The organism is Stenotrophomonas sp. ATs4, from assembly GCF_051861585.1.
GTDB lineage: Bacteria > Pseudomonadota > Gammaproteobacteria > Xanthomonadales > Xanthomonadaceae > Stenotrophomonas > Stenotrophomonas maltophilia_AS.
This window is the reverse complement of the sequence record NZ_JBLYPK010000001.1, coordinates 376,431-390,681: the sequence shown is the minus strand read 5'-3', so window position 1 is coordinate 390,681 and position 14,251 is coordinate 376,431. Positions and strand designations below refer to the sequence as shown.

Below are 14,251 nucleotides of genomic sequence, written 5' to 3'. Positions count from 1 at the left end.
TGCCGTACCGGCATCAGCAGATGCTTGACGGTTGCTTCCACCGTCCCCAAGGGCGGGCGATGGTAGGCGGCTATCCCAGGCTCTGCCAGGCCTGGCGGGCACCCAGCGCGAAGGCCAGGCCCAGGCTGAGGCAGACCAGTGAGCTGACCACCCAGAAGCGCCGGCCGTTGTAGCCGGGCCGGAGCCGCGCCAGGCCGAAGCCCATTGCCGCGCGCAGCAGCAACAGCAGGGCGATGCCCGACAGGACCAGACGACTGGCCGGCAGCGGCGAGTGCCAGCCGGCGGCTGCCAGTGCGTACAGCGCCCAGGCCACCAGCAGGGCGGTGATGCCGGCGGTCATCAGCGGCGGCCACCAGTGCCCGGCCTGCGCCAGCCGGACCATGCGCGGGCCAGCGCCGAAGTACTTGTACCAAGGGGCGCCGAAGGCGATGCAGCCGATATGCAACAGGGCCGCGATGGCACTGCCGGCGGCGGCAACCAGCAACCAGGGGAATCCGTCCATGTCCTGCCCACGCTGAGACGCTGCGCGGATGGTGGGCGAGGGGCGCGATGCGGACAATGCGACCGGCAGTCGCAGCCGTTCGATGCGACTGCCGGTGATGGCGCTGCGCTCAGCGCGGCGGATCGATCTGCAACCCGGCGCCGAGACGATCCAGGGCCACGTCCACGCGTGGCAGCCGCTGCCGGCCCTGCGGCCACAACAGGCGCAGCGGCAGGCCGCGGCAGTCCAGCGACGGCAGGATCGAGACCAGGCTGCCGCGCGCCAGTGCGTCATCGACCAGCCAGGTGGCCAGTTGCGCGATGCCGAAGCCGGCCTCGACCGCCGCCACCTGGGCCTCGGCGCTGCCGACCACCAGGCGCGCGCGGGCCTGCAGCGGTGTACTGCGCTGCCCGCCATCGGCCACCTGCCACGGCCCGATGCTGCCGTCCGCGCGTCCGAACAGCACGCCGTCATGCCCAGCCAGCTCGGCGGCCGAGCTGGGCTGGCCATGCCGAAGCAGGTAGGCCGGGGAGGCACAGAAGCGCAGGCATTCGTAACCGAGCAGGCGGTTGCCCAGCGTGGTGGGCAGCGGCTCGGGACCGCCGATGCGCACGGCGAGGTCGACGCTGTCCTCGGTGAGGTCACTGAAGCGGTCGCTGAAGGTCACCTGCGGGTGCAGCTGTGGAAATTCGGCGGCCAGCTGCAGCAGCAACGGCCAGACTTTGAGGCGCCCGAAGGTGGCCGGCGCATCCACCCGCAGGCGGCCCACGGGCGCGTCTGCGTGCGAGACCAGCACGGACTCGGCATCGGCCAGTTCGCCCAACACCCGCACGCAGGTGCGGTAGAAGCCCTCACCGGCCTCGGTCAGGCGAAGGCGACGCGTGCTGAGTTCGAACAACCGCGCTCCCAGCCGCGCCTCCAGCCGTGCGATGGTCTTGCCCACCGCCGAACTGGTCAGGTGCAGGCGTTCGGCGGCAGCAGTGAAGCTGCCGGCATCGGCGGTAGCGACGAAGGCCTCGATGCCGCGCAGGCGCTCGGTGGGAAGCATGGGGAATTTCTGTCCGGAATCGGTGGAAAACATAGCAGTAATCGGAATTTGGGGAGGAAATAGGCTGGCGACCCCTGTTCTGATGCCCGCTCATGTCCTCCCTCGATTCGGCCGTGGCCGCTGTCCACGCAAACGCTCGCGCACGTCTTTCGGTCGTCCTGCTGGCGGTGTCCGCCTTCGTCATCGTCACCACCGAGTTCCTGATCGTCGGCCTGTTGCCCGCGCTGGCGCGCGACCTTGGCCTGGGCATCGCCCGAGCCGGGCAGCTGGTCACCTTGTTCGCGTTCACCGTGATGCTGGCCGGGCCACCATTGACCGCGCTGCTGTCACACGTCGGCCGGCGCCGCCTGTTCGTGGTCATCCTGCTGTTGTTCGCGGCTTCCAATGCGCTGGCCGCGATGGCCACGCAGCCGTGGCTGCTGGCGCTGGCGCGGGTGCTGCCGGCACTGGCCCTGCCGGTGTTCTGGGGCACCGCCAGTGAGACCGCTGCGCAGCTGGCCCCGGCAGGGCAGGGAGGTCGTGCGGTCGCGCGGGTCTACCTGGGTATCACCGCCGCAATGCTGTTCGGTATCCCACTGGGTACGTTGGCCGCCGACGCCCTCGGTTGGCGCGGCAGCTTCTGGCTGTTGGCGGCCCTGTCGCTGTTGATGGCGGGCGCGCTGGCGCTGTGGATGCCGGACACCATGGCCGGACCGCGGCGCGCTCTGGGCGAACAGGCACGTGTACTGCGCCAGCCGCAGTTGCTGGGCCATGTGCTGCTGTCGGTGCTGGTGTTCACCGCGATGTTTGCTGCTTACACCTACCTGGCCGATGTGCTGGAGCGGCTGATGCAGGTACCGGCGGCAGAGGTGGGCTGGTGGCTGATGGGCTTCGGCACGGTGGGGCTGCTCGGCAATGCACTGGGTGGGCGCTGGGTCGATCGTGCGCCGCTGGCCGCGACCCTGGTGTTCTGCGCTGTGCTGGCGCTGGGCATGCTGGCCAGTGTCGGGCTGGCCGGCCACGGCACGTTCGTGCTCATCGCACTGGCCCTATGGGGCGTGGCGCATACCGCGTTGTTCCCCTTGTGCCAGGTACGGGTGATGCGTGCGGCGCCACAGGCGCAGGCGCTGGCGGGAACCTTGAATGTGTCTGCGGCCAACGCCGGAATCGGCCTGGGCGCGCTGCTGGGAGGTGGAGCCATCGAACGCTTCGGCTTGGCTTCACTGGGTGTGGTGGCCGCTGCCGTGGCGCTGCTGGCAATCGTCGCGGGCCTGCTGCTGCGGCGGCTTGCCCGGTCTCGTACATCCACGCATGGCGTGGATCTACCACATTGAATGCGCCGCCGTGATGCTTGCAGTAGATCCACGCCCACGCGTGGATGGAAGGCAAAAAAAGCCCGGGTGTCTGCACACCCGGGCTTCTTCATCCACGCATGGCGTGGATCTACTTCATCCGCGCGAGGCGTGGAATTACTTTGCTTCAGCGTCGGCCGGGGTGAAGCGCGGCATCGCCGCAGCGGCGCCTTCCTTCTCGGTCGAACGACCGGCGAACTGGTTGGCGAAGCGCACGTGGCGGGCGAACGGGGCGTCGGTCACCTGCGCCAGCGACGCGGCCAGCGCGCCGTTGAAGGCATCACCGGCACCGGTGGTGTCGATCGCCTGCACCTGTTCGGCACCCACGCGGTAGTACGGCTGGGTATCGCCGCGCAGGTTCTCGTCGGCATGCGACACGAACACGCCCACCGAACCCAGGGTCACCACCACGGTGCCGTTGCCGACCAGCTTGCGGCACAGCGCGTGCAGGCTGGCGCCATCCAGCGCGGCGACGTCGTTGGCATCCACGCGCTCGCCCACATGGCGGCCGAGCAGGGCGGCGAACTCGGTCTCGTTCGGGGTGATCACATCGGCCAGCTTGAGCAGGCCGATGGTCGAGGGGGCATCGGCCGGTGCGGTATTGAGCACGGTGGTGACACCGGCCTCGCGGGCCGTGGCCAGTGCCGCTTCGATGGTCTGCACCGGCGATTCCAGCTGCACCAGCACCACCTTGGCACCGGTCAGCAGCGCCTGCTGCTGTTGCAGGAAGTCGGTGCTCAGCGCGGCGTTGGCACCCGGGCCGATCACGATGGTGTTGCGGCCACGGGCATCGACGTAGATGCCGGCGGTGCCGGTCGGCTCGCTGCTGGCTTCGGCGATCAGCCCGAAGCCATCCTGCGCAGCCAGCTCACGCGCGGTGGCGCCACCGGCGTCATCGCCCAGCGCGCACACGAAGCGGGTGTCGGCACCGGCGCGGCAGGCGGCAACGGCCTGGTTGAAGCCCTTGCCCCCGGGGCCGGTGCTGTAGCGGCCGGCAATGGTCGCACCCGGTGCCGGCAGCGACTCGCACCGCCACACGTGATCGACATTGAAGGAACCGACGACAACGACACTGCTGCTCATAGGGAATCTTTTCTCAACCAAGGGTTCAACTGAAGTGCGTCAGCACGCCGGCGATGGTCGCCGTCATGAAGGTAGCAATGGTACCGCCCAGCACGGCGCGCAGGCCGAACTTGGCCAGGTCGTGGCGGCGTTCCGGGGCCAGGCCACCAATGCCGCCGATCTGGATCGCGATCGAGCTGAAGTTGGCGAAGCCGCACAGCGCGTAGGTGGCGATCAGACGACCTTCGTCGGACAGGTTCATGCCTGGTACCTGGCCGTTCACGATACGCGACAGTTCGGTGTAGGCCACGAATTCGTTGATCACGACCTTCTGGCCGATCAGCGAACCGACGGTGGTGGCATCGGCCCACGGGGTGCCGATCACCCAGGCGATCGGGGCCAGCACGTAGCCGAAGATGGTCGACAGGTCGGTCGGCTTGCCCAGCACGGCAGCCAGGCCGGTCACGTCGCCCAACCAGGTCAGCGGGGCATTCAACAGCGCGATCAGGGCGATGAAGGCCAGCAGCATCGCGCCGATGTTCAGCGCCAGCTTCAGGCCGTCACCGGCGCCGGCAGCGGCCGCGTCGATGATGTTGCTGGAGGTCTTTTCGACTTCCATCTTCACCGTGCCACGGGTGAGCGGGGTGCCGGTTTCCGGGATCAGCAGCTTGGCAACCACCAGGGTGGCCGGGGCCGCCATGATGCTTGCCGCCAGCAGGTGCTTGGCGTAGAACGCCTGCTGCACCGGGTCGCCACCGCCAAGCATGCCCACATACGCAGCCAGCACGCCGCCGGCGATGTGCGCCATGCCGCCGATCATCATGGTCAGCAGCTCGGACTGGGTCATCTTTGCGATGTACGGGCGCACGGTCAGCGGCGCCTCGGTCTGGCCGATGAACACGCTGGCGCAGACGCTGGTGGTTTCCGCACCCGACACGCGCATCACCTTGGTGATCGACCACGCCATCACGCGCACGATGCCCTGCATGACGTTGAGGTGGTACATCACCCCCATCAGCGCCGAGAAGAAGATGATGGTCGGCAACACCTGGAAGGCGAAGATGAAGCCGTAGTTCTTGGTGTCCATCAACGAGCCGAAGATGAAGCCCGAGCCCTCGTTGACGAAGCTGAGAATCTTGACGAAGCCCTTGCCCAGCGCGTCGAACACGTCGCGTCCGCCGGGAACCAGGATCACCAGCGCCGCGAAGGCGATCTGCAGGGTGATACCGGTGGCAACCAGCTTCCAGTCAACCGCGCGCTTGTTGTTGGAAAACAACCAGGTGATGCCGATCAGCACCGCCAACCCGAACAGGCCGAAGCCGATCCTGCCCAAACCTTCGACCATGTGAGTGACTCCCCTGGGGCGTCGCGAAAAACGGGAAGCCTAGTGCAGGGCAGGGGCCGGGGCAAGGAAAAGCAGCGTGCGCGCGGCCATCGGTACCGATCAGGCCAGCAACGGCAAGGGGTTGCGGTCGGCAGGGGCGGGTAGAATGGCGCCTCGATCCCGGCCCGGATGCGGGCCCGCAGCAGGAGATTCGCATGCAATACCGCCGCCTGGGCTCCACCGGCCTGCCGATTTCCGCCTTGTCCTTCGGCGCCTGGGTGACCTTCGGCGACCAGATCCCGCGTGATGAGGCCCGCAACCTGGTGGCCGCCGCCTGGGATCATGGCGTCAACTTCTTCGACAACGCCGAGGGCTATGCCAACGGCCGTGCCGAACAGGTGATGGGCGACGTGATCACCGACCTGCGCCTGCCACGCGACGGTTTCTGTGTGTCCAGCAAGGTGTTCTTCGGCAGCGCCAAAGACCCGTTGCCGACCCAGCGCGGGCTGTCACGCAAGCATGTGACCGATGCCTGCCACGCCGCGCTCAAGCGCCTTCGGGTGGACTACCTCGACCTTTATTACTGCCATCGCCCGGATCCGGACGCACCGATCGCCGAGACCGTGCACGCCATGGATACCCTGGTCCGCCAGGGCAAGATCCTCTACTGGGGCACCTCGGAGTGGTCGGCGGCGCAGATCCAGCAGGCGCTGGACATCGCCGAGGCGCACAACCTGCAGGGCCCGTCGATGGAGCAGCCGCAGTACAACCTGCTGCACCGCGAGCGGGTCGAGGTCGAATACGCGCCCCTGTATACCGGCGCCGGCCTGGGCACCACCATCTTCTCGCCGCTGGCGTCGGGCCTGCTCACCGGCAAGTACGACCAGGGCATCCCGGCCGACGCGCGGCTGGGTCGAGAGGGCATGGAATGGCTGCAGAACCTGGTGCTGGGTGCTGACGCCGAAGCCCGCCTGGGCCAGGTGCGCCGCTTCAGTGAAGTGGCAAGCGCGCTGGGCCAGGCCCCGGCCACGCTGGCCATCGCCTGGTGCCTGCGCAACCCGAATGTTTCCAGCGTGATCCTCGGCGCCAGCCGGGTCAGCCAGCTGCTGCAGAACCTGCAGGCACTGGACGTGCTGGAGCAGGTCGACGCAGCCGGCTGGGCCCAGGTCGAGGCCGTCTTCGCCTGACAGCCCTTTGTGGAGTCGAGCCATGCTCGACTCCGCGCGCAGCGCGGGCGCCTCCTGGCGACGGCGCCTCTGTTTGATTGATGCAATCTATCGAATTTACGAATTCGATCATTAATCTCATCAATGAAATTGAGAATGGTTGTTGATTGTCAACTGAGAATCATTATCATTTAACTCGTCCCTCGCACGAGTCCAGATGCTCATGAATGCTCAACCTGTACTGCTGCGCCCCGAAACGCTGACCCTCCGCGATCGTCCGGTCCGCGTCGTTCCGCCGGAAGAGGTCATCGACAGCGAAGCCCTGCTCAAGGGCCGTCGTGAAATCCTGATCCAGCACGGCGACCGCTTCTATCGCCTGCGGCACACCAGCAACGACAAGCTGATCCTGACCAAGTAATCGCGGTCTGGTCGCCCGCCTCCCTCCCTCCTGCCGGCAGCGCCGACAGGGTGGGCGACCCGTCCGCTCCCGCTCTCTCCCCCTCGGTCTACCGCGTGCACCCTTTGGGTGTGCCGGTAACCGGGGGTTCCCCTGCCTGACCGAACGAGCCCGATGACCCGCCATACCGCCCTTTGCCTTGCCGTCTGGATGGCACTGCCGCTGTCCGCCCACGCTGCTGCCACTGCCGCACCCGATGCGCGCGAATTCGATCGGGTGCAGGTCACCGCCACTCGCACCGAGCGGGCCGTGAGCGACGTGGCGGCCACCGTGGACGTCATCGACCGTGAGCAGATGGACCGGCACCTGGTGCAGGACATCAAGGATCTGGTGCGCTACGAGCCGGGCCTGTCGGTCACCCGCAGCGCGACCCGCTTCGGCCTGGATGGTTTCCGCATCCGTGGCCTGGACGGCAACCGTGTACGCATCCAGACCGACGGCATCGTCATGCCGACCCGGTTCGACATCGGTTCGTTCGCCAGTTCCAACCGCAACTTCACCGACCTCGACACGCTCAAGCGGGTGGAGATCGTGCGTGGCCCGGCCAGTTCGTTGTATGGCTCCGATGCACTCGGCGGCGTGGTCGCCTTCGTCACCAAGGACCCGGCCGACTACCTCAAGGACGGCAAGAACAGCTACTTCGGCCTGAAGTTCGGCTACGACGGTGAGTGGAAGGGCCTGCTCGGCGGTGCCACCGCCGCCTTTGGTGGCGACCACTGGAGCGGCCTGGTCAACGTCAACCACCACCAGGGCCAGGAAACGGACAACAAGGGCACGGTGCGCAGCGACAACGACACCCGCACCGCGTCCAATCCGCAGGATCGCGACGGCCGCAGCCTGCTCAGCAAGCTGGTCTATGCACCGAGCGAAGACCAGCGTTTCCGCTTGACCGTGGAAGGCAACGAAGACACCACCGATACCAATGTGCTGTCGGCGATCGCCAGCGTTGCGCCGCCTCCGCGCGCACTTGCCGCCGCCACCGGCATGAAGTCCCACGACACCCAGAAGCGCAACCGCGTGTCCTTCGCCCACGAGATGGATGCGCTGGACCAGCCGTTCGCCGACAGCCTGCATTGGCAGGTGTACGCGCAGAACAGCGAAACCCGTCAGCAGACCGACGAGACCCGCACCGATGGCACCCGCCGCCACCGCGTGTTCTCCTTCGACCAGCATGCCTATGGCCTGCAGGCGCAGTTCAACAAAGCTTTCAGCACGGGCAGCGTCGAGCATGCGCTGACTTACGGCTTCGAAGGCACCCGTACCGAGATCCGCCAGAAGCGCGACGGCTATCAGGTCAGCAAGGCTGGCGTGGTCAGCAACACGGTGCTGCCGGACACCTTCCCGGTGCGCGACTTCCCGATCAGCAAGACCACCGAGCTGGGCCTGTATGCGCAGGATGAGATGCGCTTTGCCGATGGCAGGCTGTCGCTGGTGCCGGGCGTGCGCGTGGACCGTTACGAGCTGAAGCCGGAAGTGGACAGCATCTTCGCCGAAGACAATCCGACCACGGCTGTGGCGCAGCTGAAGAAGACCAGCGTGTCGCCGAAGCTGGGCATGGTCTGGCGCTTCACCGACGAATGGTCGCTGTTCGCCGGTTATGCGCGTGGCTTCCGTTCGCCGCCGTACAACGACGTCAACATCGGCCTGACCAATGTCGCCTTCCGCTATACCGCTATCGCCAATCCGGACCTGAAGCCGGAAACCAGCGACGGCTACGAACTGGGCCTGCGCTTCATCGCGCCGGCGGCGTACGTCAGCGTCAGCGGCTACTACAACGACTACAAGGATTTCATCCAGTCCAACGTCGATACAGGCCTCAACGCGCAGGGATTGACCGTGTTCCAGTCGCAGAACATCGCCGACGCGCGGATCTACGGCGCGGAAATGAAGGCGGGCATCGAGTTCGGTGAACTCAGCCCGGCGCTGAAGGGCTGGGCGCTGCGCAGTGCGTTGGCGTGGTCGCGTGGTGACAACCGGACCGATGACGAACCGTTGGCCTCGGTCGATCCGTTGCGTGGCACGCTGGGCTTGATGTACGACACCGATACCTGGGGCGTCGAACTGGCCGGCACCTTCGTACAGCGCAAGAAGCGCCTGCCGCCGCCCGCTGCGCAGACCAATCCGAACCTGCCGGCACCGTTTGTCTACCAGCCGGCCGGCTACGGCGTGCTGGACCTGATGGCGCACTGGAATTTCGCACCCGGTGCCACCTTCAATGTCGGCGTGTTCAACCTGGCCGACAAGCGTTACATCGAATGGTCGTCGATCACCCCGAGCCTGATCAGCAATCGCGCACTGAGCGATCGTTTCAGCAGCCCGGGCCGCACCTTCTCCGCCAGCCTTGCCGTTTCCTGGTGACCTCATGAGCCGAGCACTGTCCGCACGCAGGAATGACTCCATCGCCGCGCCGCACAGCGCGGCCTGGCCGACCCCGGCACAGCTGGCCACGCTCGGCACCGTGTTGTGCCTGTACCACGCCGACGGCAACGAGCTGGGCGGTTGGCGCCAGGCGGTGCGTGTACATGCCTGCCAGGGCGTGGACAGCGAGGGCCTGCGCGAAAGCCTGTGCTTCCTCGATGGCCGCGGCCGCTGCGTGTGGCGCCTGTACCTGCTGCCGGACAGTGACTTCCTGGCCTGGGACCGGCTGGTGGCCGCGTTGCCGCCGGGCCCGGAACACGACAGCGAGGCGAGCGTTGGCGAGCGTCTGTGGCGGCGCCTGGCCGGCCATCTCGGTGGACAGCGCTGGCGTCTGTGCGCGCTGCGCCTGCATGCCGCCGACGACGGCCGCACCCTGGCCGCCAGCCTGTCCACGCTGTCCTCGCTGGGGGCGGCCACTGCGCGCCGCATCGCGCGGCTGGAAAGCGCCGAGGGCGAGCTGGCGATCGACGACTGCTGCTGTGCCGACGCTGCCCGGCGTCCGGCGCCGCGTGTCCCCGGCGATCTGCCACTGATCCGCCTGTGATCCTTTCCTGATGGAACGCCCGTTGGCCACGGATGGCCTCTCAATGAATCTGCAACCCCGAAGGAAGACCCCGATGAAGCTCCAGACAGCCAGCGTCATGCTGCTGCTCGCCGCCAGCGGCGTGGCCAGCGCGCAGCCCTCCGATATCGCCCGTGACCACGACAGCATCCTGGCCATGCAGGGTGAGTACACCGTGGACTTCGCCTTCGACGAGACCGTGCTGCTGAAGCCGGGCTACGAGCGAGCACCGGCGATGCGCAGCGGCGGCAGCGAAGTGGTCATCGTGGTTGAGGACACGCCGAAGCGCATCGTGCTGCAGCACCTGCTGCTGGATGAAAAGAGCGGCCACATCACCAAGCACTGGCGCCAGGACTGGGTCTACGAAGCACCGAACCGTTTCGAGTTCAGTGCCGACCAGACCTGGCGGGTGCGCAGCATTCCGGCAGCGGTGAACCAGGGCGCCTGGACCCAGTGCGTGTACGAAGTGAGCGACGCGCCGCGCTACTGCGGCACCGGCACATGGACTTACACCAACAACGTGCCGAGCTGGACCAGCGACCTGAGCTGGCGCCCGCTGCCGCGCCGTGAGTACACCAAGCGCAGCGACTACAACGCGCTGGCCGTGGTCAACCGCCACACGCTGACCCCGAACGGCTGGACCCACGAACAGTTCAACACCAAGGTGCAGCGCAACGCCGATGGCAGCCAGGTGGAGATCGCACGCGAGTTTGGCTTCAACGACTACGTGAAGACCACCGAGGTCGACTTCACCCCGGCGCGCAACTACTGGAAGGCTACTGCCGGTTACTGGTCCAAGGTGCGCCAGCGCTGGGACGGTTTCCTGGGCCAGGCCCCGGGCGTGCACCTGAAGACCAAGATCGACGGCATGGCGATGATCATTCCGCTGTTCACCCAGGCCGAAGAGATCCAGTCCGGCAAGAAGGTGAAGGACACGCAGATCGACGAAGTGTTCGCCAAGTACGTGGAAAAGGCGCCGAAGGAAGGTTGATCGCGGCCTGGGTCCTGGTGGGTGCCGGGCTTGCCCGGCACCGCATGCACGTATGGCGTGGATCTAGCGGACGTGCGCTGCTCTGGCGGGTGCCGGGCTTGCTCGGCACCGCATCCACGCATGGCGAGGATCTACCAGGCCCTGCTTACGGATGTCTGCAGTAGATCCACGCCATGCGTGGATGCCTTTGCTACACGACCGCGTCAGGCCTCGCGCAGCGCCAGTGCCGGCGGCGTATGCAGGATCCCCCGCGTACCCCACCAGCCCGCCAGCAGGCTCAACCCGATGCCGACTACGCCGCCCAGCAGCAGGCCCGGCCACGGCGGCAGCAGCGGCAGCTCGAACACCTTCTGCGAGACCACCACACCGATGGCAGCTGCCGCGCCCACCGCCAGCACCGCCGCCAGCGTGCCCAGTGCGCCAAACTCCACCAGCACCGCGCCGCGCAGCTGGCGCCGGGTCGCGCCCAGCGTGCGCAGCACCGCGCTGTCGTAGCGGCGCTCGCCGGCGGTGGCCTGCAGCGCGGCCAGTAGTACCAGCACGCCGGCCAGCAGGCTGAACACCATCACCAGCTGCACCGCCTGTGCAACGCGTTCCATCACATCGCGCACCTGCGAGATCACCGCGTCCACGTCCAGCAGCGACAGGTTCGGTTGTGCGCGTACCAGTTCGCCCAGCCCGGCCGCCTTGCCGGCCGGCAAATGGAACGCCGACAGCAGGTTGTGCGGCGTGTCGCCCACCGCATTCGGGTTCAACAACACGAAGAAGTTCGGCCGGAAGGTGTTCCAGTCGGCCTTGCGCACACTGGTGACAGTGAACTCGCGCTCCTGTTCGCCCACCGCAATGGTGATGCGGTCACCGGGGTACACGCCGTAGCGCTTGGCCCAGCCGATTTCCACCGATGCCTCGGCGATGGAGCTGTCAGCCTTCCAGAACGTGCCGTTGACCAGTGTGTTGGCCGGCGGGAAGCTGCTGCGCCAGCTGAAGTTCAACGGCCGGTTCTCGTCGTCGTCATCGCGCTGGCCTTCGCCCTGGGCTGGTTGCCCGTTCTGTCCGGGCGTTCGGTCCACGCGCAACGGCGGCTTGCCGTTGATCGCGATCAGGCGGCCGGTGGCCATCGGTTCGATGCTGGCGTCGTTGGCACCCAGCCCGCGCAGCGCCGCCAGCACGCTGTCGCGCTGCTCGGGCTGGATGTTGATCAGGAAATAGTTCGGTGTATCCGCGGGCAGGCGCTCGCGCCATTGCTGCAGCAGGCCGGGACCGGTCACCGCCAGCAACAGCAGCGCGCACAGCGACAGCGACAAGCCCACCAGCTGCATCACCGCCAGCATCCGACGCCGCGTGAGTGCAGCAAGGCCCAACCGCCAGTTGCCATGCAGACGGTGCTGCAGGCCACGCAGCAGTTGAAGCAGGACGAAACCGACCACGCCGGCTGCCACCGCCAGCGCGGCCAATCCACCCAGCACCCACAGCGCCAGTTTCAGGTCGCCGGTGACCTGCACCGCCAGCACCAGGCTGGCCGCCAGTGCCGCCACATAGGCCAGCAACGAGGCGGGGGGCAAGGCCGCGAACGAACGGTTGAGCACGCGCATCGGCGGCACCCCGCGCAGGCGCAGCAGCGGCGGCAGGCCGAAGCCGAACAGCAGCAACAGGCCGATGCCTGCACCGGTCAGCGCAGGCATCGCGTCCGGCAACGGCAGACGCTGCGGCACCAGGCTGCCCAGTACCTGCACCAGTCCCTCCTGCGCGGCCATGCCCAAAGCGATGCCGAGTGCGCAGGCGGGTACCGCCAGCATCAGCAGCTGCAGCGCCAGCCCGAACAGGATGTCGCGCTGGCGCGCGCCCAGGCAGCGCAGGATCGCCACCTGGTCGATGCGGCGCAGGGCGAAGCGGTTGGCCGCCAGTGCCGTGGCCACGCCGGCCAGCAGCACCGCCAGCAGCGCGCTCAGGCCGAGGAAGCGCCCTGCCAGATCGAAGGCCTGGCGCACGCCACGCTGGGTGTCGTCCACGCTCAGCAGGCGCAGGCCCTTCACCTGGGGCAGCAGCCATTGCCGAAGTGCCGCGATCGGTTCTGCTGCTCCGGCGAACATCAGCCGGTAGTTGATGCGGCTGCCGGGGCCGAGCAGGCCGGTGCCTTCCACATCGGCGCGGTTGACCAGCAGGGTGGGGGACAGTGTGAGCAGGTCGCCGCCGGCATCCGGCTCGGCATCGATGATGCCGGCGATACGCAGCGTGCCGGCGCCGAATTCGAGGTCATCGCCGGCCTTCAGCCCCAGCCCCTGCAGCAGGCGCGGGTCGGCATAGGCCTGGCCCTGGGGCGGCATGCCGGCCTCGGCGATCAGGGCGCCGCCGGGTGTGGCCCGCACACGCAGCGTGCCACGCAGTGGATAGCCCGCCTGCACTGCCTTGATGCTGGCCATCTGGCTGGCATCGCCGTTGAACAGCACGCTGCCGAAGCTGGCGATGCGGGTGTGTGCTACGCCACGACGTTGCGCTTCTTCGGCGAAGGCTGCCGGCGGGTCATCGCGTCCGGCGATGCCAAGGTCGCCGCCGAGCATTTCCGCAGCGCTGCCAGTCAGCGCCAGATTGACCCGGTTCACCAGCGTGCCGACCGCGGTCATCACCGCCACGCCCAGTACCAGCGCGGCGAACACGGTCAGCAGGTCGCCGGCCAGCGCCTCGCGGCGCAGTGCGCGCCACGCGTGCCGCAACAGGTTCATGCCTGGGCTCCGCGTTCGACCGGCAGCAACCGGCCGTTGTCGATGCGGTGGATGTACTGGCAGCGCTGGGCCAGGCGCAGGTCGTGGGTGACCAGCACCAACGTGGTGCCGCTGCCGGCATTGAGTTCGAACAGCAGGTCGCTGATGTGCTGCCCGGTAGCCTGGTCCAGCGAACCTGTGGGCTCATCGGCGAACAGGATGCGCGGGCGGGTGACGAAGGCACGTGCCAGCGCCACGCGCTGCTGCTCGCCGCCAGACAACTGGCGCGGGTAGTGGCGCGCGCGATGGCCCAGGCCGACCTGGGCCAGTACCTCGTCCACCCGCGCGCGGTCCTCGCGCCCGGCCAGCTCCAGTGGCAGCGCCACGTTTTCGGCGGCCGTCAGCGCCGGCAGCAGGTGGAAGCTCTGGAAGACGAAACCGACCTCGCGTGCGCGCAGCTGCGCGCGGGCTTCCTCATCCAGTGCCGCCAGATCCTGGCCGGCCAGCGCAATGCCGCCGCGGCTGGGCAGGTCCAGCCCGGCCAGCAGCCCGAGCAGGGTGGTCTTGCCGGAACCGGAGGCGCCGACGATGGCCGCGCTGGTGCCTTCATGGACGGTCAGGGTGATGTTGTCCAGTATGTGGACTTCACCCTCCGGGCCCTGCACGGATTTGCCGACCTGGTCGACGGCGATGGCGACGGGCGCGCTGCGGG

Annotated in this window: 12 protein-coding genes; 6 read left to right on the top strand and 6 right to left on the bottom strand. The window is 67.7% G+C overall.

Translation table 11 applies throughout. The features are described 5' to 3' along the window. Positions 1 to 70 precede the first annotated feature (70 nt). On the bottom strand, positions 71 to 502 hold the full coding sequence (locus ABR323_RS01975) for a hypothetical protein (RefSeq protein ID WP_439447998.1): 432 nt from the start codon (positions 500 to 502) through the stop codon (positions 71 to 73). 109 nt (positions 503 to 611) lie between these two features. Then, the gene (locus ABR323_RS01970; RefSeq protein ID WP_439447997.1) at positions 612 to 1,529 is read right to left on the bottom strand and encodes a LysR family transcriptional regulator; all 918 of its coding nucleotides are present in this window, start codon (positions 1,527 to 1,529) and stop codon (positions 612 to 614) included. A gap of 92 nt (positions 1,530 to 1,621) precedes the next feature. Here ABR323_RS01970 and ABR323_RS01965 point away from each other — a divergent pair, with 92 nt between their 5' ends. Then, positions 1,622 to 2,842 carry an MFS transporter gene (locus ABR323_RS01965; RefSeq protein WP_439447996.1) on the top strand — a complete coding sequence of 407 codons (1,221 nt, stop codon included), beginning with the start codon at positions 1,622 to 1,624 and terminating at the stop codon, positions 2,840 to 2,842. Between the two features lie 135 nt (positions 2,843 to 2,977). On the opposite strand, the gene ABR323_RS01960 is transcribed toward ABR323_RS01965, so the two are convergent. Then, positions 2,978 to 3,943, bottom strand: a complete 966-nt coding sequence (locus tag ABR323_RS01960) for a ribokinase (RefSeq protein ID WP_135272349.1) — start codon at positions 3,941 to 3,943, stop codon at positions 2,978 to 2,980. 25 nt (positions 3,944 to 3,968) lie between these two features. After that, positions 3,969 to 5,267: a NupC/NupG family nucleoside CNT transporter gene (locus tag ABR323_RS01955; RefSeq protein WP_439447995.1), complete on the bottom strand. Its 1,299-nt coding sequence runs from the start codon at positions 5,265 to 5,267 to the stop codon at positions 3,969 to 3,971. Between the two features lie 194 nt (positions 5,268 to 5,461). Between ABR323_RS01955 and ABR323_RS01950 the strand changes: the two genes are divergently transcribed. The 5 genes from ABR323_RS01950 (at position 5,462) to ABR323_RS01930 (ending at position 10,840) form a co-directional block, all read left to right on the top strand. Continuing rightward, positions 5,462 to 6,433, top strand: a complete 972-nt coding sequence (locus ABR323_RS01950; protein ID WP_439447994.1) for an aldo/keto reductase — start codon at positions 5,462 to 5,464, stop codon at positions 6,431 to 6,433. 202 nt (positions 6,434 to 6,635) lie between these two features. Then, the gene (hemP, locus tag ABR323_RS01945; protein ID WP_005412278.1) at positions 6,636 to 6,830 is read left to right on the top strand and encodes a hemin uptake protein HemP; all 195 of its coding nucleotides are present in this window, start codon (positions 6,636 to 6,638) and stop codon (positions 6,828 to 6,830) included. Between the two features lie 153 nt (positions 6,831 to 6,983). After that, positions 6,984 to 9,227, top strand: coding sequence for a TonB-dependent hemoglobin/transferrin/lactoferrin family receptor (locus ABR323_RS01940; protein WP_439447993.1), 2,244 nt, complete (start codon positions 6,984 to 6,986; stop codon positions 9,225 to 9,227). Positions 9,228 to 9,231: 4 nt separating this feature from the next. Next, a complete protein-coding gene (locus ABR323_RS01935) occupies positions 9,232 to 9,831 on the top strand; it encodes a Hemin transport protein (protein WP_439447992.1) in 600 nt (199 codons plus the stop codon). A gap of 73 nt (positions 9,832 to 9,904) precedes the next feature. Beyond that, positions 9,905 to 10,840, top strand: coding sequence for a DUF6607 family protein (locus ABR323_RS01930; RefSeq protein ID WP_439447991.1), 936 nt, complete (start codon positions 9,905 to 9,907; stop codon positions 10,838 to 10,840). 203 nt (positions 10,841 to 11,043) lie between these two features. On the opposite strand, the gene ABR323_RS01925 is transcribed toward ABR323_RS01930, so the two are convergent. Together ABR323_RS01925 and ABR323_RS01920 are read right to left on the bottom strand one after the other, a co-directional pair. Further along, the gene (locus tag ABR323_RS01925; RefSeq protein ID WP_439447990.1) at positions 11,044 to 13,560 is read right to left on the bottom strand and encodes an ABC transporter permease; all 2,517 of its coding nucleotides are present in this window, start codon (positions 13,558 to 13,560) and stop codon (positions 11,044 to 11,046) included. After that, entirely contained in the window at positions 13,557 to 14,204 is a 648-nt protein-coding gene (locus ABR323_RS01920; RefSeq protein WP_135272355.1) for an ABC transporter ATP-binding protein, read from the bottom strand. The genes ABR323_RS01925 and ABR323_RS01920 overlap by 4 nt, the downstream gene beginning before the upstream one ends. Positions 14,205 to 14,251: the final 47 nt, after the last annotated feature.